This window comes from Hydrogenophaga crocea, from assembly GCF_011388215.1.
GTDB lineage: Bacteria > Pseudomonadota > Gammaproteobacteria > Burkholderiales > Burkholderiaceae_C > Hydrogenophaga > Hydrogenophaga crocea.
Genome location: NZ_CP049989.1, coordinates 2,138,053 through 2,156,369, shown reverse-complemented (window position 1 = coordinate 2,156,369; position 18,317 = coordinate 2,138,053). Strand labels below are relative to the sequence as shown.

The following is an 18,317-nucleotide window of genomic DNA, read 5'->3' as shown; positions in this document are numbered from 1 at the left end:
GTGGTGACTTTGAATGGGGAGGCTTTGCCTGGGCAGCTACTTGCCAGGCCGCCTATGCTGACAGATGTGGAAAGCGTCAGCCGGTCGATGCTGAATGCGCGCGTCGCCTACCGACACATGGTGCGCAGCCGGTGGCCTCAGTCCCCGGCGAGATATCTACGCGCAGCGATCAGGGGATCGAAGATCCACTGATACAGCGCCCGCTCCATCACAACCACTTCAACCTGAACCCCCATGCGATCGCGCAGTTGGTAATCGCCCGTCCGGGCGAGTCCGGTGGGCAAAGACGCTTGCGCCACAGCTTTAAAGACGGCCTCACCCGAACGGGTTTCGTCCAGGCTATCCTGAACTGAGGTTGTTCCAATAAAGGTGACTTCGCCTTTGCCAAAGCCGTACTTGAGGTAGGGAAAGGCGTCGTACTTCACATCGACCCGCTGCCCCACCCGCAGAAAGCCCGCGGCAGTGGATGGAACATCAAGCTCGATGCGGAAGTTCTCATCCACCTTTCTGACCGCCACCATGCGTTGCTTCTCCTTGACATCGTCGCCAATCCTGACTGCAAGGCTGTCCACCAAGCCATCTGAAGGGGCCACAAGAACAGCGCTGTTCTTCATGGCAAGCTCGCCCTGTTGAAAGGCCAAAGACTCTTGTTCAGTGGCGGTTTCCATGTCCAGTTGGGCCAGGCGCTGTGCATTCGCTTGCCGTTGACTGCTGGCTTCGCGTTGCAAGGACTCACTGGTCTGTCGCGATCTTTGCAACTCCTGCAAGCGCAGTTGAAGGTCGACCGCCTCACGCTCTTTGTCCTCTCCGAGTGCCTGCGAATAGAAGCCTTGCTCAATCATCTGCCGAGTTCGCTCCATCGCCTTCGCCTGCAACGATATGAGCCTTTCGACCAGTGCGATCTGCCTGCCGAGCGCCTCGATTTCGCGCGCTTGCGCGCGTTCCCGACCGTCCCACTGGTCATGTTCGAACATCAGCAGGCGGCGTTGTGAACGGCTGCGTTCTGCTGTCAGGTGAACACGGCGCTCAAGCGTCCGTTCGATGTCGGCCAGGCCCGTGCCGTTTTCTGCCACGTGTCTGCCATGGCGGATCAACAGAAGCTTGTCGCCCGCTTTGACGCGTTGGCCAGATTGCACGAAGACTCCCTCTATATAGCCATCAATCGGCGCGGCAAGGTGCGTGATAGCACCTTGGTAAAGCACGCGTCCGTGTACCACCTCCCGTGCAGCGACACTCACACCGAACAAAAGATAGGCGACCACTCCGAGTGTGATCAAGATACCCACCCATGATGCGAGACGAGGCTCGAACTCGTCAGCCGATGCCTTCATGCCCGCAGGGCCAGCAGAGCCGAACCCCAGGAGCGCATCACGGCATCGTTGGCGCGCGTCATCGGGCTCAGGGGCAAGTGGTGAAGCTCTTTCAGCAGCGCCGCCTCGCCACCCTGGTCCACCAAATTCGCGTACTCAATCGACACAAGGTCGCATGCTTCTCGGGGCGAAACTGCTTCCTCCCCGCCGTGCAACAAACCAAGACGTCCTGTCACGAGAGCATGGGCCGGACCTACGGGTCGCCTGGCCACCGCAAACAGGCCAACCAGGCGTGCAGCGTGTGAACCGATTGCGCTCACAAGTCGAGGCATGTCGTGCAGTGGCAGCGCCCTATACGAATAATGGCTGGTACCTAGGATGCTGTGAAACATCCCAGCAGCGCACACCTCGTCGTCGAATCCCCAGCCGTGTAGGTACGCGGCTGTTCGTACCAGGTGATCGTGCAGTTGGCCATTTCCGTGCGGCACCAGATCAAGCGACAGTGAGTCGAGTAAAGCGCGTGCGGTGAACAGCAGCCTGCTCATGGGAGGACCTTGCTCTTGAAGACGAGTGTTACCCGCAGGTCATGACACGACTTCGTGGGCGCGAATGCGCAATGGGGTACGTCGCCAGGAAATATCACCAAGCGCCCCGGCTTGGGCATGACGGACAAGGGGTCGCTCTCGGCCGGAGTGAACAGGGTGACGCCTCCCCAATCAGGCTTCCACACAGGATTGAGGTAGATCAGTGCGGTGCGCCCCCCTGTTCCCGGTGGGCAATCGGTGTGCAGCGCACCATCCACACCGTAGGTATGCGCGTTCGCATAGATGCGTGTCGGTTGATGGCCCTGAGGCAGCATCTTGGCGATCGAGCCCCAAAGCGGCAGCAAGTCGGACCAAGCACTCAAGGTCTCCAGTTCGGGTAGGCACGATTGTTCCGCCTGGAAACCGTTGTCGGCCAGATTGACATGCCAGTGGCGCGCCGGCCTGTTCGAGGATCGATCCGCCATCCATCCATAGGTCCAGCCCCGTTCGTTCAATCGCTCGAAAAGCATGGCCACGTGATGGCGAGCAAGAAAGCCGTCATGAACAGCAATCGTCATGCAGTGTCCTCCTTGGGGGAGACAAACCGCAAACTGCCGTTGGAAAGCCGCAGCACCGCATCTGCTGCCCTAATCCACTGCGGTCGGTGGGCTACTGCAATCACGGTCACACCAAGCCCCTTGACGTTCTCGATGATTGCGCCCTCGGTGTGTTCGTCCAAGGCAGACGTGGCCTCGTCGAGCAGCAGCACCAGCGGCGCCCGGTAGAGGGCACGGGCCACCAACAGGCGCTGCGCTTGGCCCTCCGACAGCTTTTGCACCGCCGTGGGGGCGTGATAGCCACCCAGCAGGCGCACGATATCCGCCTCGATGCAGGCCAAGCGTGCGGCGCGTTCGACGCGCTCCATGTCGAGCGCCGGGTCGTAGCACGCGATGTTCTGCGCGATCGGAACGCCGTCGAACAAGGCGTCGCCTTGAAAGCAAGCTGCGCAGTGGCGGCTCCATTGGCGCTCGTTCCATACCGATTCCAGACCCGTGTCTGTATCCGCTGGTTGTGCCACGCAACTCATTTCCAGCGATTCACATGGCACCAGTCCCGTGATTGCTCGTACCAGCGTCGTCTTGCCCTCGCCCGATCGCCCCACGATCACGGTGAGCTTACCCCTAGGGAAAACAACAGGCTTCAGATCAAGCACCGTGCGTCCGGCAAAGGCTACTCGTAAGTCATGAATATGCAGACCGGGCTGCCAACCCGCATCGGGATCGCACAGGCGAACGAGGGCTCGCCTTGGCTGACTGGGCCGATGGGCCAGTTCGCGGAAACGGCGCCAGTGCACGTTCAGCACATCCAGCGATGACAAGCGCTCGGTCAGAACGGTCATGCGGGTGAACATTGCATAGGTCAATCCGATCAGGGCGAACATTGCCCCGAGGGGAAGTTCACCAATGCCAACACGATGAGCGCCGACCGCAATCGTGATCACCGAGATGGCGCCGATGCTGAACTGCTGGATGCAGCGCAATAGTGCAGTGGTCCTCGCACGCTCTGCCTCCTTGCGCAAACGCCCGGTCACAAGAGCATTCCAGTCGGCTCTGCGGCCCGAGTGGGCATCGAAGAAACGCACCGACTGATGAGCGTCCACCTCATCTTTCAGGTACGCCACCTGGGACGCGTCTGCTTGGGCTATCTCGCGCGTCACCTTGGTCAGGCGCCTGCCCACGAGCAGTCTCGCTGCGAAGTAGATCGTCACTGCCAATGCAGCCGCCGACGCGATCAGGCTGTCATAGACCACCAGGGCTGCCAATATGGTCACCACGTATAAGCTGTCCACCACGCCTTCGACCAGGATGTTGCCGACGCCCTGGTGCGCAGTGCGCAAGGACTGGAACCGAGAAATCACTTCCGACGTATTGAGCTGCAAGGCATCGCGCGAGAACGAGCCGAAGACCACCGAATAAGCCTGAGGGTGGGCATCGGCTTCGAGCCGCGCCAGCACCGCATTGACCCAAAGGCTTCGAATGCATTCCGCGATCGCCGCCGTCATCAGCACCAGGCCGTAGCCAAAGACGATGTAAAAGGCGTCGCCATGCATCGCAAGCCCTGCGGCATGGTCGACGATCATTTGGCTCAGCAATGGGCTCACCAGCGCGAGTACCTGCACGAGCAAAGCGGCCGAGAAGATCGAGACAATCGCACGGCGGTACATCGCTAGTGGCTCCAGAAGCTGGCGAACGCCACCAAGGCTCTCGCGCAACACCATCATTTCTCCCCCTGCGCCGGCATTTCGAACCACATTACGCGGTAGGCTGTTTCAAATCCCATTCTTCGCCACAGCCGCTCTTGGGCCGCCTGGCAGTGCAACTGAATGCGTTTGACCTTTTTCGTGCAAAGCCATCGGAGCAGCTCTGCCCACTCATCCCTTGCGGACAACAGGCCGCGACCGGCAGCGGCCTGGATATGGACGATGAAGCCGTCGCGCTCGGGCTGGTACCGCAACACCAAAACTGCTTGCACGGCGCCCAGCGAATCCAGGCCTACGAGTAATTCCCGCTCTCCCATAAGCAGCTGGTCGTAGATGCGATCAACGTTGCCCCGGTCCGGTGACGTGGCAATGGCCGATTGGATAAGCGGCCGGCATTGCGCCCAGAGCTCAGGGACACGGTGTGCGAGTACAACAGCAACAGAGCTGAATTTCACGACGGCGCTCGCCAGGTCGACAGCGGCCCGCGCAGAAAGTCGGTGACCGAATTCAGGACCTCGGCAGGGTCTGCCTCGGGCGCCATCAGTCCAAAGACATGGTCCTTGCCCTGCAGTAGGTAACTTTCTGCCCTCAAGCCCTTCTTGACCGCGGCCGTATGCCATCGGTGCGCGTCGCTGATGTTGACCTTTTCGTCGCCGTCGGCGTGCATGATCAGCAGCGGGGTATTGGCCGGCCAGCGTTCAAGTAGCAAGGGTGCCTGACATTCCGCAAAGTGCGTGATCAGTGCGCGATCGCCGCGCCGGAGTTCGGCTGCTGGCGACGATGCCTCGCCGTGGATCAATCGGTCGAACGCCTGTGCCTGCTGGCGCAGCACAGTGCGGTCGCGTGGCTGTGCGGACCGACATGGACTCAGAGACTGCGCGAAGGACTGGCGCAGGATCGTCTTTCGCAATCCTCGGGCAGGGCAAGCCGCAATGACCACCGCAGCGAGCCCATGCATGTCGGGTGCGATGTCGGCCACCACCAGTCCGCCCAGGCTATGACCAGCCAGCACCAAAGCTCGCGTCTGAATTGGGCGATGCAGGGAGATCAGCCGAAGCAATGCAGTCCGGTAGACCTCGAAGTCCATCGCAGCGTCATTGGTTCGCCCGACCGATAGAACGTCAAGGCCGTGGAGCGCCATGTGGGTGATCCAATGGCGGTACCCAAGGTTCTCGCCTAGCCGCGTGTAACCTCGAGAGTCGTACTCGCCCGAGCCACCGATCAACACGAACAAGCCGCGGGACGTGCCCACGGCTGGAGTGAACAAGGCCGCCAATGGCGGTGTGTCTGCGCCCGCTGCCGCCAAGCAGTCGCTGAACCGTATGCTCGTTGGCGAGGATGACCTATAGACGTCTGACCCCAACTGCCTTTGGAGCTCAGCCAAAGCCAGCCCTTCCTCGACGAGTTCTGCTTCGTCTGGCTTCTGCCTTTGCCTGAGCAGCGCCCGGCTTTCCACGAACTGCAGGCTTTCAGCTCGCCCGTGCAGTGGTGGTGCGTAGCGCAGGCCAAGTGTTTCGCAGAGCACCTCATCTGCCTGCCTCACCAGCTGCAATTCGGTCGTCCTATTGAGTTCTGGCAGTAGCACTGCGCAGGCCTTGCGCTCGCCGGGTGCCAATTGCGATGAAGCCATGCGCATCAGCAACACAAGGGCCGCGATGTTGTTGTGCTCCAGAATAGTACAAATGGCGGGTCCTGACGTTGAAACCGGTTCTCCGAAACTCGACCAAAGCACGCGATAGCCCGAAGCATCGATCTGGTACCGCACCCACTTGCCATCTCCGTAGCGCACCGAAAAGCCCGATACATGGCCCTGCGCCGTGTACGCCGTGAGACTGTGAGCAGTGCAGGCGTCTTTTGCTGGTCCCTCCAAGCTTCTGGTTCTTGCGAGGAGCAGGAAATTCCCACTAGCGTCGGCATTCGGAAACCACAGCGCGGAGGACTCTGCCAGCAACTTGCCCGCAATAGTGACGTCGAAAAAGAAGTTCTCGGAGAGTTTCATTCCCGACATTCAGAATACGTTTGAGTTTTCCGGTCAGTCACCGGGCCTCCTTCGCTTGGGCAGCCGCCAGTTCGCGTTCGACCACGGAACAGTGCTTGCGCAATACCGAAACCGCGCTGGGCTGCCGCACAAGATCTTCGCAGGCCTCGCACATGGAGGCATATCGGTCACGTGTGCTTACCGTGCGATGGCGGTCGAGCGCACCCGCCAAATGGAGAAGCATGTATGGGCCGAGCGTTGCGATCCCCTTGATCAGTACATCTTGCGAAGCTTTGCGTGCCTTCGCGGACGCGCTCTCTTCATCGGTGCTGCCGAAATCAAGGACTTCGTTACCGGCAGCTTCGATGCCACAGCAGGCGACAAGATGGCCATTGGGCGCCAGAGCGGCGGACCGAACCGCCCAGGGACAAGGGCGATTCAACTGCGTCTGCGATGCAGGGAAGATCAGATCTTCGTCTTTAAGCGTGTTTCGGGCACGCCCTATGCGCTGTAGTAGACCATTGGAGAGCATGTAGGTGGACCCGTCGTCGTGCGTCGAGCGCGGTTGCGTCTGGCTTCCGTCTTCGTCGAAACGAACGTCGATGTCTGGCTCGTTTAGTTCCCGGCGAATGAACTCGGGCGTGATCTGGCTGCGCGGTCCATGACAATTTGCGATAGCCACATTGAGAAAGCCCTGTCCCTTGCTTGCTCGCCACGCCCGCTTGATATTGTCGAATGAGATGTATGGCAGGTGGAAGTCGTCCGCGCTGAGGTTCAATTCGGCTAGGCCTGCTTCGCGTAACTTGCGCACCATGCGTCGCGCTGCATGGTCGCTGACGGCCCAGGATGCATTGGTGACCATGCGGGTCGATATGCCCAGGGAATCGCAGTGGGCGATGGCCTCAAGCAAGTTCTCCTTGAGCAGCGTGGGTTCGCCACCCGCGAACACCACAACCTGCAAGCCATCGGCAGTATGCAGTTCGTCAATGACCTTCGTCATGGCCTCTAGCGAAAGGCGACCTGAACGCTGAGGAGATGAGTGAACGGTGCAATGCCCGCACTCGGCGGTGCATGTGTTGGTGGTGAGAATGGTGAGCATCCTGGGAAACAGCGGCGTCATGGTGTGCTTTCTGTTCTTCGGAAGAAGAGTGAGCCGCCGGCCCACTCTGGTCTCTTCATTTACAGCATGCCGCCCGACAGAACGCGAATCGTGCTGCCCTGTTGGGCGATTTCGAACCACGCCTGCTTGCCCATCATCTCGACCTCCAGTCGACCTTCTGCGGTGCGGGATTCGATGAGACGCTGCTTGATCAATGCGCGTTTGCGTCGGTCCGTGAGGCCTTCGTCTGCCATATGACGGTAGGCATCCGAGTCAGCAAAGTCCGGCGACCATTCAATGCCCATCTTTGGCGACAGCACCAGAACCGAGGGGTTCTCCACTGCCCCCCCATAGACTGCGACGACCACCGCAGCGACGGCCACAGCCACTTCGCCTACTACAGCGACGTTTGAGGCCACAGCGACGGCCGAGGCGACGCCTGCGGTGTCGCCCGTGTCTCCCGTATCGCCGCAATCGCTGCCAGTGCCTCCGGCATCGCCTGAGCATGTTCCGTCACCCCCACCTCCTCCTCCATCGCCTGCGCGATATGTGATGGGACTGACGGCTTCGATCACCTGATTGAGTTCTAGCGCGGAAAGACTGGCCAGGATTGTGCTGACTTTGCTGACAGCGCCATCGCTAAGGCGCACATCGTCGTCGAAGCCAAGCTCACCAATAGCAATGACTGGTTGCTGCAAGAACTCGCTGAAAGCGGTGGGGCTGTGGCGGAAGATCTCCCGCATGTCCCGGCACCAATTGGACGCACTCAAGTCGATCGCATTCGAATTCATGGGAAGTTCCTTTGAAGAAGTGAAAGGCCAATGAGGCCTGACGTTTGGCGGTGGCTATGCACTTATGGGGGTGAACGCCACCGCCACTTGACGAAGTAGCGATGGTTGATGTGTGCAGCAATGCCGCGCGCGCAGGCACTTACATCTGCGATCACGGCAGACATATCTGTATGAGCCAAACGGGATTTAGGAAGCTGATCTGCGCTAGCTCACGCGATCAGAACCTGCGGAGCGCACCAATGCGGCGGTGGTCATATGTCCTCCCTGAACATGTTGCTGGTGTCGGCGCGGTCAAGCGCGCCTGCATGCGTTGTGTAACCCCAGGCAACTGATTCGTTCGGTCCATTACCCTCCGAGCCAACACCAAATAAACACTTTTTGGTGCCTTAAACCGTGAGAGCCGATAGCGAGCGTTCGCCCGTATGCCGTCACCTTGTTCGGGTCTGCACGCTCTCGCCAGTTGCCAGGCGAGCCAGCCTGCGGTTGCACCCGTCAAGTGGCCTGTCGAAGCCGCGGCAGCGAAACGCTGAGTTAGTCTCGCTGCAGGCCGCTGCGTGTGAGCCGCAGCACCCGATCCGCCCGCCCCGCCGCCGCGTCCGAATGCGTCACCAGCAGCAGCGAGCTGCCGTGCTCGCGCGTCTGTGCCTGCAGCAGGTCCATCACGCGGGCCGCGGTGTCGGGGTCGAGGTTGCCGGTGGGCTCGTCGGCCAGCACGATGGCGGGGCGGTGCACCAGCGCGCGGGCGATCGCCACGCGCTGCAGCTGTCCGCCCGAGAGCGAGGCCGGCAGCCGCGCGCCCATGCCCTGCAGGCCCACGGCGTCGAGCATGGCGGCCACGCGCGCGTCGTCGCTCTGGTTCAGCAGCAGCAGGGGCAGGGCCACGTTCTGCGCCACGTCCAGGTGCGGCAGCACGTGAAAGGCCTGGAACACGAAGCCCAGGTGGCGGCGGCGCCAGTGCGCGCGCTGCGCTTCGTCGAGCGCGCCGAGGTCGGTGCCGTCGTGGGTGATGCGGCCCTCGCTCCAGGTGTCGAGCGCGGCCAGGCAGTTGAGCAGGCTCGATTTGCCCACACCCGATTCGCCCACCACGGCCACGAACTCGCCGGGTTCGAGGCGCAGATGCACGTTGCCGAACACCGGCGTGTCGCCGTAGCGCTTGGCCAGGCCTTCCACGAGCAAGCTCATGCGGGTTCTCCCAGCCAGCCCGCCACGGCGGCCATCACCTGCGCGAGCGCATCGGGCGCGTCGGCCGCGATCACGCGGCGCTGCGGCAGCGAGCGCAGCCAGGTGAGCTGGCGCTTGGCGAGCTGGCGCGTGGCGAAGATGCCGCGCTCGCGCAGTTCGGCGAGCGCGGCGGCGTCGGGGGTGGGCGCGGCGTCGAGCGCGGCCCAGGCCTGGCGGTAGCCCACGCAGCGCATCGCCGGCAGCTCGGGGTGCAGGTCGCCGCGCGCGCGCAGGGCGCGCACTTCGTCGACGAAGCCGGCCGCGAGCATGGCGTCGAAACGCGCGGCGATGCGCGCGTGCAGCCAGGCGCGGTCGGCGGGTTCGAGCGCGATCAGGTGTTCTTCTCGCAGCGGGCTGTGCGGGTCGGCGCCGCGGCCGGTGTGAAAGGCCGACAGCGGCCGGCCCGAGACCTCGAACACCTCGAGCGCGCGCTGGATGCGCTGCGCGTCGTTGGGAAAAAGGCGCGCGGCGCTCACCGGGTCCACGCGCTGCAGCTCGGCGTGCAGCGCGGGCCAGCCCTCGGCGCGGGCGCGCGCCTCCAGGCGTTCGCGCACCGCGGCGTCGGCCGCGGGCAGGTCGTCGAGCCCGGTGAGCAGGGCCTTGAAGTAGAGCATGGTGCCGCCCACGAGCAGCGCGGTGCGCCCACGCGTGGCGATCTCGCCGACCAGGCGAGTGGCGTCGCGCACGAAGTCGGCCGCGCTGTAGGCCTGCGTGGGCTCGAGGATGTCGATCAGGTGGTGCGGCACGGCCGCGCGTTCGGCCGCGCTGGGCTTGGCGGTGCCGATGTCCATGCCGCGGTAGACCAGCGCCGAATCGACGCTCACGATCTCCACCGGCCAGCGCGCCGCGATCGCCAGCGCCGCGGCGGTCTTGCCGCTGGCCGTGGGGCCGGCCAGCGCGATGCAACGCAGTGGCGCGGGGGCGTTCATGGCGTGGCGACGCCCTGGCGCTGCGGCGGGGTGTGGGCTTCGCCGTGGCGCTGCACCAGGGTCCAGGCGGTGACCGCGATCAGCGTGCTCCAGAACCACACGCCGTCGGTGAGCGGGCGCACGGTGCCGGCGCCGAGCTCGGGCCGCGCCAGCGCGAGGCCGAGCCAACCGCCGACGCCGAAGGCCACCACCATCATGATGAAACCCGCGAGCGCCGAGGCCGCGCCCGCGGCCTGCGGGAACGGCGCCACCGCGCCGCTCTGGCCGCAGGGCTGGTGCACGCCGTGGCCCAGCATGAACAGGTAGAAGGGCAGCACCACGCTCCACAGCGTCTGCACGCCCAGCAGCGGCAGCACGCCCATGAGCGTGCCGCCCGTGAGCGTGACCACGGCCGCCGTGGCCACGGTGCGGCGCACGCCCAGGCGCGGCAGCAGGCGGCGGCAGATGAAGGTGCCCACGATGTAGCTCAGCGACATGGTGAACATCATCACGCCGTACTGGGTTTTGCTCAGGCCCAGCACGCCAATCAGCACGAAGGACGACGAGGCGAGGAAGGTGAACAGGCCCGCGTAGGAGCCGGTGGCCAGCACCGTCCAGGTCAGGAAGGTGGGGTGGCGAGCGATCTGCAGCCAGGTGTGCAGCAGGCGCGCGGGCTGCAGGGCCTGCGGGTTGCGTTGCGGTACGGTTTCGTGGAAGCGCCAGACCAGCAGCGCCAGCGTGGCCGCGCCGAACGCGGCCACCGCGAGCAGCGCCACGCGCCAGCCGAACAGGTCCGACAGCAGGCCCCCGAGCGGCGCGCTGCAGCAGGCGATCACGCCCAGGCCGGTGAGGCCCTTGCTCATCACGCGCGCGCCTTCGGCGGGCGCGTAGAGGTCGCGCACCACGGCGCGCGCGCACATCACGGCCGCGCCCATGCCCACGCCCTGCACGATGCGCCAGGCAATGAGCTGGCCCATGGACGTGGACGACGCCGCGCCCACCGCCGCCACCACGAACAGGCCCATGCCCGCGATCAGCACCGGCTTGCGGCCGAAGCGGTCGGACAGCGGGCCCCACACGAGCTGCGAGGTGCCGAAGGCGAGCAGCAGCGCGGTGAGCGTGAGCTGGGCCTGCGCCACCGCGGCGCCGAAGCCCGCGGTGAGGGTGGGCAGCGCGGGCAGGTACAGGTCGGTGGTGACGGGCTGTATGCCCAGCAGCAGCGTGAGCACCAGCACCACCAGGCCCGCGGACATGGGGGTTGGCGAGGGAGAGACAGACATCCGGTCGAGGGTAGCAGATGGCATAGTCGCCCGACCCCCGCGCCGCCCGAACCACCGCCCCCATGACGCCCTTTGCCCCCGCCGATGCCATCGCCCGCGCCGCGCTGCCGCAAAAGCGCAAGCAGCCGCGGATCGTCAACCGCTGGTACCTCACGCTCTACCTGCGCCACCAGCCGCGTTGGACGCTGTGGCTCGGCGCGGCCACGATCGGCTTTTCGCTGGTGAGCTCGGCGCTCGATCTGTTCGAACAGCGCCGGCAATTCAGCCTGTGGATCGTCGCGGCCCTGGTCGGCTGGACGCTGGCGTCGCTGCTCAAGGACGTGATCGCCACCCGCCGCAGCATCGAAGAGGCCAGCGGCGGCCGGCTGCAACCGCTGCCGGCCGAAGACATGGCGCACTTCCTCGAAGCGGTGGCGCTGCCGCCCGAACTGCTCGAGGCGGGTTACCGCAAGTGTTTCGGCGGCCACGCGGTCGACGTGCTCAAGCGCACGCGCTTTGCGGGCTGCTCGGTGTACAGCCCCGAGGTGTCGCGCCTGCTGCGCGAGCGCTCGGCCCGCGGCCTGCCGGTGGCGCGCTTCGAGCCGGCGCCGGGCGCGCAGCGCTGGCCCGCGCTCGGGCGCTGGGTGGGGCGCTGGTCGCCCGCCCTCGCGCGGGGCGCCTGGAATTTCCCGCTCTGGGCCGTGCCCGAGCTGTCGCGGCGCCTGCAGATCCCGGTGGTCAGCGCGTTGCCGGCCTACACCAGCGGCCGCCTGGCCAACGAGCAGAAGCTGCGGCTGTGCGACGACCTGACGCCGGCCGGCCTGCGGGGCGATCCGGTGCTGCATGTGCAGCGCACCGATTACCTGTCGGACCTGGTCACGGGCCACATCACCGGTATCGAGGTGCTCGACGCGGCGGGGCACCCGATGTTCGATGGCGTGTCCACCGGCTTCAAGCGCAGCGCGCGCAGCGACGAGCTGCGGCCCCTGGCCCAGTCGTCGACCTCGGGCCAGCTGGGGGTGTCGGTGATGGCGCTGGGCGTGTCGCGCGCCGCGGCTGGCGAAGCGCAGGGGCACCTGTACTTCGTGGGCCAGTCGCTGCTCAGCCTGGCCTCGGGCGGCATGCTCGCGCCTTCGGGCTCGGGCTCGCTCGACTGGTCCGACTACACCGAGGCCGGCGACCGCTTCATCGAGATGGGCATGCTGCGCGAGATGCTCGAAGAAACCTGGGTGGGCAACTGGTCCTCGCTGACCGGGCGCCGCGGCCTGAGCATCGTGGTGACGGGCCACGCCCGCATGCTGCACCGGGGCGGCAAGCCCGAGTTCTACGGCCTGGCGGTGATGCCGCGCGGCGGCGACGAGCACGGCGTGGACGACAGCGAGTACGAATACTCGACCGAGACCAGCGCGGTGCGCTTGCCCGCGCTGTCGGCGCAGGGCCTGCGCGACACGGTGAGCACCGTCATGGCGCGGCACGCGTCGAACCTTTCGCACCCGCTGTTCATGGCCTTGCATTTCCTCGATGCCCTGGCGGCCGAAGACCCCGGGCTGTTCGAAGGCATGGTGGCGCACGCGCTCGCGGCCGCGCCCGGTTCCGCGCCCGTTAGCGGGTTGCGTTGACCACGCGCACCGCGTCGCCCAGCCCGTAGAGCTCGGCCAGCGCCTCGCGGTATTGCCCCTGGCCCACCGAGTTGGTGTTGTGGTGCGAGCCGCCTTCCACCAGCACGAAGCGCTTGGGGCCTTTGGCGGCTTCGTAGAGCTGGCGCCCCAGTTCGGGGCGGATCAGCTGGTCGTCGCTGCCGTGCACCACCAGCAGCGGCGAGCCGATGTCGGCCACGCGCTTGGCCGATTCGAAGCGCTGCGTGATCAGCGGCGAGATCGGCAGCCAGCCCCACTTGAAGGTGCGCACCACGTCGGGGATGGAGGTGAAGGTGCCTTCGACCAGGGTGCCTTTTTCGTCGGCCACCTCGGCCGCGAGGTTGATCGCGATCGCGCCGCCCAGCGAGTGGCCGAAGACGTAGCGGGGCCGCTGCGGGTACTTCTGCGCCAGCCAGTCCCAGGCGGCGCGCGCGTCTTCGGTGGCCATCTTCTCGGACGGCAGGCCCGCGCTGCTGCGGCCGAAGCCGCGGTAGTCGATGCCCAGCACCGAAAAGCCCAGCTCCTGCATGCGGCGGATGCGCATGGCCGAACCGGTGACGTTCCAGCGCGCCCCATGCAGGTACAGCAGCACGGGCGCATCGCTGCGCGTGGCCAGGTTCTCGTGCGGCGCCCACAAACCGTGCAGGCGCACCGGTTCGTCGGTGATGGACGACGTGTAATCGATCCACACGTCGTCCATGCTTTCGGCGGCGTAACTGCCGCCGCTCCAGGTGCGGTCGGAGGGCTGGAAGATCCAGACCCGTTGCTTTTCGTCCAGTGTGGCGCAGCCGGCCAGCAAGGCCAGGGCGGCAAAGAGGGCAAGGAGCAGGCGCGTCATGCCCGCAAAGGATGCAAACACCGCGCCAAAAGTTCACCCGGGCTTGCCCTGAGGCCCCGTGAACCGCGTCACAGGGGTGTCAGCGCCCGCGCAGGAACAGGGCGTCGAGCTCGCGCAGCCCCAGCTGCCGCCAGGTGGGCCGGCCGTGGTTGCACTGGTCGCTGCGCTCGGTGACTTCCATCTGCCGCAGCAGGGCGTTCATTTCGTCGAGGGTGAGGCGGCGGTTGGCGCGCACCGCGCCGTGGCAGGCCATGGTGGCCAGCAGTTCGTGTTCCGCGCGCTGCAGCACCTGGGTGGCCTCGTGCTGGGCCAGCTCACCCAGCACGCTGCGCGCCAGGGCCACCGGGTCGCCCTGCGCCAGCGTGGTGGGCACGGCGCGCACCGCCAAGGTGCGCGGCGACAGCGGCGTGACCTCCAGGCCCAGGGCCGCGAGCGTGGCGGCCGCGGTGTCGGCGGTGGCCACTTCTTCGGGCGTGGCGCTGAAGGTGGCCGGGATCAGCAGCGGCTGGCTTTGCACCGCGCGCGCGTCGAGCTGGCGCTTGAGCCGCTCGTAGACGATGCGCTCGTGCGCCGCGTGCATGTCCACGATCACCAGCCCGTGCGCGTTCTCGGCCAGCACGTACACGCCCTGCAGCTGCGCGATGGCGCGGCCCAGCGGCCAGTCGCCCTCGGGGAGCGGGGCCGCGGCGGGTGCAGCGCTCCTGAAAGCGGGGGCTGCCGTGGCGGTGTCGGCCGCGGGCGCCCACAACGCCGCCACGTCGCTCACGCGCTGGCCGGCCTCGGGTTCACGCGGCGCGAAGCTGAAGCCGGCCTGGCGCACCGGCGGGGCCCACGCGGGCTCGGCGGGCTCGGCGGGTGCAAGGGGTGCAACAGGCACCGCGGCCGCAGCGGGCAGGGCGGCCAGGGCCTGCCCCGCGCGCGGCACCGCGAGCGCGCTCTGCACGGCCTGCTGCACCGCCTGGTGCACCTCGCGGCTGTCGCGAAAGCGCACCTCGATCTTGGTGGGGTGCACGTTCACGTCAACCCGGGCGGGGTCGATGTCGATGTAGAGCGCGTACACCGGCTGGCGGTGGCCGTGCAGCACGTCTTCGTAGGCCGCGCGCGCCGCGTGGCCGATGACCTTGTCGCGCACGTAGCGGCCGTTCACGTAGGCGAACTGCTGGTCGGCGCGCGAGCGCGCGGCATCGGGCACGCCCGCGAAGCCGCGCACGCGCAGGCCGCGCGCGAGCGAGCCGTCGGCCGGCCACTGCAGCGTCACGGCCTCGGTGACGAAGTCGTCGCCGAGCACGTCGGCCAGGCGCGCGCGCGTGGCTTCCAGGGCGTCTTCGCCACGGGCCACGAGCGAGGCGCGCCATTGCGCCACCAGCTTGCCCTCGTGCCAGATGGCAAAGCCCACATCGGGCCGCGCGAGCGCGTGGCGGCGCACGGCCTCGACGCAATGCGCGAGTTCGGTGGTGTCGCTCTTGAGGAACTTGCGCCGCGCGGGCGTGGCGTAGAACAGCTCGCGCACCTCCACCGTGGTGCCGCGCTGCCGCGCGCCGGGCGAGAGCTCGCCGCTGCGCGCGTCGAGCAGCCAGGCGTGCGGCGCGTCGCCGGTGCGCGAGAGCAGCGAGACCTCGGCCACCGAGGCGATGGCCGCGAGCGCCTCGCCCCGAAAGCCCATGGTGCCCACGGCCTCGAGCTCGGCGAGGCTGCTGATCTTGCTCGTGGCGTGGCGCTTGAGCGCCTGCGCGAGTTCGTCCTTGGGAATGCCGATGCCGTCGTCTTCCACCGCGATCAGCCGCACGCCGCCCCCGAGCAGGCGCACGGTGATCTGGGTCGAGCCGGCGTCGAGCGCGTTGTCCACCAGCTCGCGCACCACCGAGGCCGGCCGTTCCACCACCTCGCCCGCGGCGATCTGGCTGATCAGCTCGTCGGGCAGTTCGCGGATGGGGCGGCGCAGGGGCGAATCGGTCATTCCAGGGATTGTAGGAAGGGGCGCGGATAATCCGCCGCCATGGAATTGATCACCTTCCTCATCGACTTCATCCTGCACGTCGACCAGCACCTGCAGGCCTTCGTGCAGGCCTACGGGCCCTGGGTGTATGCCCTGCTGTTCCTCATCATCTTCACCGAGACGGGTGTGGTGGTCATGCCGTTTCTGCCCGGCGACTCGCTGCTGTTCGTGGTGGGCACGCTGTGCGGCGCGGGCCTCATGAGCCTGCCGCTGGCCATGGTGTTGCTGGTGATCGCCGCCATCCTCGGCGACCAGACCAACTACAGCATCGGCCGCTACTTCGGGCCCAAGGTGTTCCAGTGGGAGAACTCGCGGCTGTTCAACAAGAACGCCTTCAACCAGGCCCACGCGTTCTACGAACGCTACGGCGGCATCACCATCATCCTCGCGCGCTTCATGCCCTTCATCCGCACCTTCGCGCCCTTCGTGGCGGGCGTGGCCGAGATGACGCGCGCCAAGTTCACCGCCTACAACGTGATCGGCGCGCTGATCTGGGTGATCGGCCTGGTGGGCGCGGGCTACCTGTTCGGCAACCTGCCCTGGGTGCAGGCCAACCTGAGCAAGATCATCTGGGCGCTGATCATCGTCCCCGGCCTCATCGCCCTCTTCGGGGCCTGGAAGGCCCGCCGCCAACAGCAACAGGAGACCGCATGAACGCGCCCGAAGCGCCGCTGCACTGGCATGGCAGCGGCACCAGCCGCGTGCCCTTCGGGGCCTACACCGACCCGGCGCTCTACCAGCGCGAACTCGACCGCCTGTTCCACGGCCCGCACTGGTGCTACGTGGGCCTGGCGGTCGAGATCCCCAACACCGGCGACTACAAGCTCAGCTGGGTGGGCGAGCGCCAGGTGATCATGGTGCGCGACCGCGTGGCCCCCAAGGACCGCGGCAGCGACCCCGGCATCCGCGTGGTGGAAAACCGCTGCGCCCACCGCGGTGTGCGCTTCTGCCAGCCGCCCATGGACGGCCAGGTGGGCAACGCGCGCAGCTTCGTCTGCCCCTACCACCAGTGGACCTACAAGCTCAACGGCGACCTCGCGGGCCTGCCCTTCAAGGACGGCGTGAAGGACGGCGATTGCGTCAACGGCGGCATGCCGGCCGACTTCGACCTCTCGAAGAACGGCCTCACCAAGCTGCGTGTGGCCGTGCTGCACGGCCTGGTGTTCGCCACCTTCAGCGACGAGGCCGAGCCGCTCGAGGCCTACCTGGGCGATGCCCTCAAGCCCTGGCTCGACCGCATCTTCGCGGGCCGCGAACTCAAGCTGCTGGGCTACAACCGACAGCGCATTCCGGGCAACTGGAAGCTGATGCAGGAGAACATCAAGGACCCGTACCACCCGGGCCTGCTGCACACCTGGTTCGTCACCTTCGGCCTGTGGCGCGCCGACCAGAAAAGCCGCATGGTGATGGACGCGCACGGCCGCCACGCCGTGATGATCAGCCGCCGCAACGACGGCGGCGAGAACAAGACCGTGACCCAGGGCGTGACCAGCTTCAAGGCCGACATGAAGCTCAACGACCCGCGCCTGCTCGACGTGGTGCCCGAGCCGTGGTGGACCATCGCCGACCCGCAGCAGCCGGGCCAGACCATCACCCCCACGGTGACCATGATCACGCTGTTCCCGAGCGTCATCATCCAGCAGCAGGTCAACTCGCTGTCCACGCGCCACATCGTGCCGCGCGGCCCGGGTGAGTTCGATTTCGTGTGGACGCACTTCGGCTTTGCCGACGACACCGAGGAGATGACCACGCGCCGCCTGCGCCAGGCCAACCTGTTCGGCCCCGCGGGCTTCGTGAGCGCCGACGACGGCGAGGTCATCGAGTTCAGCCAGGACGGTTTCCGGCAATGGGGCGCCGACGGCAGCACCCTGTGCGAGCTCGGCGGCAAGGCCGACGGCGTGGGCCAGCCGCCCACCGAGCACATGGTCACCGAGACGCTGATCCGCTCGATGTACGCCTACTGGCGCAAGGCGATGGGGCTGTGATGGACAACCACAACGACGAACTGCGATCGCTGCAACGCCATCACGCGATCGACCGCTTCAACGGCGCCTACGCCGGCGTGCTCGACCAGCGCCGCTTCGCCGAATGGCCCGAGCTGTTCGTGGCCGACGCTTGCTACCGCGTGCAGGCGCGCGAGAACGCCGAGCGCGGCCTGCCGCTGTGCCTGTTGCGCCTGGAGAGCCAGGCCATGATGCGCGACCGCATCGTGGGCGCCACGCAGACCATCTACCACGCGCCGTACTACACGCGCCACGTGATCGGCCCTGCGCGCATCACGCACGACGGCGCCGGCACGGCCGACGACCCGGTGCGCGCCGAAGCGAACTACGCGGTGTTCCGCACCAAGCCGGGCAACCCGAGCGAGGTGTACCAGGTGGGCCGTTATGTGGACGCCTTCGTGGTCACCGAGGCCGGCTGGAAGCTGCTCGATCGCCACTGCGTGTACGACAGCGAGATGGTGCTGAACTCGCTGATCTATCCGGTGTGAGCGCG

The 18,317-nt window shown here is 66.2% G+C and carries 17 protein-coding genes; 4 read left to right on the top strand and 13 right to left on the bottom strand.

What is annotated here, in order from left to right; genetic code table 11:
• Positions 1-137: 137 nt before the first annotated feature.
• From G9Q37_RS10255 to G9Q37_RS10205, 11 genes are all read right to left on the bottom strand, one after another.
• Positions 138-1,331 (bottom strand): HlyD family secretion protein, encoded by a 1,194-nt coding sequence (locus G9Q37_RS10255; RefSeq protein WP_166227102.1) that lies wholly within the window; start codon positions 1,329-1,331, stop codon positions 138-140.
• Complete coding sequence (locus G9Q37_RS10250) at positions 1,328-1,855, bottom strand: DUF6817 domain-containing protein (protein ID WP_166227101.1); 528 nt, start codon at positions 1,853-1,855, stop codon at positions 1,328-1,330. The genes G9Q37_RS10255 and G9Q37_RS10250 overlap by 4 nt, the downstream gene beginning before the upstream one ends.
• Complete coding sequence (locus G9Q37_RS10245) at positions 1,852-2,412, bottom strand: 2OG-Fe(II) oxygenase (protein ID WP_166227100.1); 561 nt, start codon at positions 2,410-2,412, stop codon at positions 1,852-1,854. Before G9Q37_RS10245 ends, G9Q37_RS10250 begins: the two co-directional genes overlap by 4 nt.
• Positions 2,409-4,115 (bottom strand): ATP-binding cassette domain-containing protein, encoded by a 1,707-nt coding sequence (locus tag G9Q37_RS10240; RefSeq protein WP_166227099.1) that lies wholly within the window; start codon positions 4,113-4,115, stop codon positions 2,409-2,411. The genes G9Q37_RS10245 and G9Q37_RS10240 overlap by 4 nt, the downstream gene beginning before the upstream one ends.
• The gene (locus G9Q37_RS10235; RefSeq protein ID WP_166227098.1) at positions 4,112-4,549 is read right to left on the bottom strand and encodes a hypothetical protein; all 438 of its coding nucleotides are present in this window, start codon (positions 4,547-4,549) and stop codon (positions 4,112-4,114) included. The genes G9Q37_RS10240 and G9Q37_RS10235 overlap by 4 nt, the downstream gene beginning before the upstream one ends.
• Positions 4,546-6,093, bottom strand: coding sequence for an alpha/beta hydrolase (locus G9Q37_RS10230; RefSeq protein WP_166227097.1), 1,548 nt, complete (start codon positions 6,091-6,093; stop codon positions 4,546-4,548). Before G9Q37_RS10230 ends, G9Q37_RS10235 begins: the two co-directional genes overlap by 4 nt.
• A 37-nt stretch (positions 6,094-6,130) precedes the next feature.
• Positions 6,131-7,192 (bottom strand): radical SAM protein, encoded by a 1,062-nt coding sequence (locus G9Q37_RS10225; protein WP_166227096.1) that lies wholly within the window; start codon positions 7,190-7,192, stop codon positions 6,131-6,133.
• Positions 7,193-7,251: 59 nt separating this feature from the next.
• Positions 7,252-7,962 (bottom strand): hypothetical protein, encoded by a 711-nt coding sequence (locus G9Q37_RS10220; RefSeq protein WP_166227095.1) that lies wholly within the window; start codon positions 7,960-7,962, stop codon positions 7,252-7,254.
• Positions 7,963-8,493: 531 nt separating this feature from the next.
• The gene (locus G9Q37_RS10215; RefSeq protein ID WP_166227094.1) at positions 8,494-9,144 is read right to left on the bottom strand and encodes an ABC transporter ATP-binding protein; all 651 of its coding nucleotides are present in this window, start codon (positions 9,142-9,144) and stop codon (positions 8,494-8,496) included.
• On the bottom strand, positions 9,141-10,112 hold the full coding sequence (gene miaA, locus G9Q37_RS10210; protein ID WP_166227093.1) for a tRNA (adenosine(37)-N6)-dimethylallyltransferase MiaA: 972 nt from the start codon (positions 10,110-10,112) through the stop codon (positions 9,141-9,143). Before miaA ends, G9Q37_RS10215 begins: the two co-directional genes overlap by 4 nt.
• On the bottom strand, positions 10,109-11,344 hold the full coding sequence (locus tag G9Q37_RS10205) for a Bcr/CflA family efflux MFS transporter (RefSeq protein ID WP_240936590.1): 1,236 nt from the start codon (positions 11,342-11,344) through the stop codon (positions 10,109-10,111). Before G9Q37_RS10205 ends, miaA begins: the two co-directional genes overlap by 4 nt.
• An 89-nt stretch (positions 11,345-11,433) precedes the next feature.
• On the opposite strand from G9Q37_RS10205, the gene G9Q37_RS10200 reads away from it, so the two are divergent.
• Entirely contained in the window at positions 11,434-12,969 is a 1,536-nt protein-coding gene (locus tag G9Q37_RS10200; protein WP_166227091.1) for a hypothetical protein, read from the top strand.
• Here the strand turns inward: G9Q37_RS10200 and G9Q37_RS10195 are convergent.
• Both G9Q37_RS10195 and mutL read right to left on the bottom strand, forming a co-directional pair.
• Complete coding sequence (locus tag G9Q37_RS10195) at positions 12,953-13,825, bottom strand: alpha/beta hydrolase (protein ID WP_166227090.1); 873 nt, start codon at positions 13,823-13,825, stop codon at positions 12,953-12,955. The genes G9Q37_RS10200 and G9Q37_RS10195 overlap by 17 nt on opposite strands.
• Positions 13,826-13,904: 79 nt before the next feature.
• Positions 13,905-15,782 (bottom strand): DNA mismatch repair endonuclease MutL, encoded by a 1,878-nt coding sequence (gene mutL / locus G9Q37_RS10190; RefSeq protein WP_166227089.1) that lies wholly within the window; start codon positions 15,780-15,782, stop codon positions 13,905-13,907.
• A gap of 39 nt (positions 15,783-15,821) precedes the next feature.
• Between mutL and G9Q37_RS10185 the strand changes: the two genes are divergently transcribed.
• The 3 genes from G9Q37_RS10185 to G9Q37_RS10175 are packed head-to-tail and all read left to right on the top strand — an operon-like array spanning position 15,822 to position 18,312.
• Positions 15,822-16,475, top strand: coding sequence for a DedA family protein (locus G9Q37_RS10185; protein WP_166227088.1), 654 nt, complete (start codon positions 15,822-15,824; stop codon positions 16,473-16,475).
• Positions 16,472-17,806, top strand: a complete 1,335-nt coding sequence (locus G9Q37_RS10180) for an aromatic ring-hydroxylating dioxygenase subunit alpha (RefSeq protein ID WP_166227087.1) — start codon at positions 16,472-16,474, stop codon at positions 17,804-17,806. Before G9Q37_RS10185 ends, G9Q37_RS10180 begins: the two co-directional genes overlap by 4 nt.
• Positions 17,806-18,312: an aromatic-ring-hydroxylating dioxygenase subunit beta gene (locus G9Q37_RS10175; protein ID WP_166227086.1), complete on the top strand. Its 507-nt coding sequence runs from the start codon at positions 17,806-17,808 to the stop codon at positions 18,310-18,312. Before G9Q37_RS10180 ends, G9Q37_RS10175 begins: the two co-directional genes overlap by 1 nt.
• Positions 18,313-18,317: the final 5 nt, after the last annotated feature.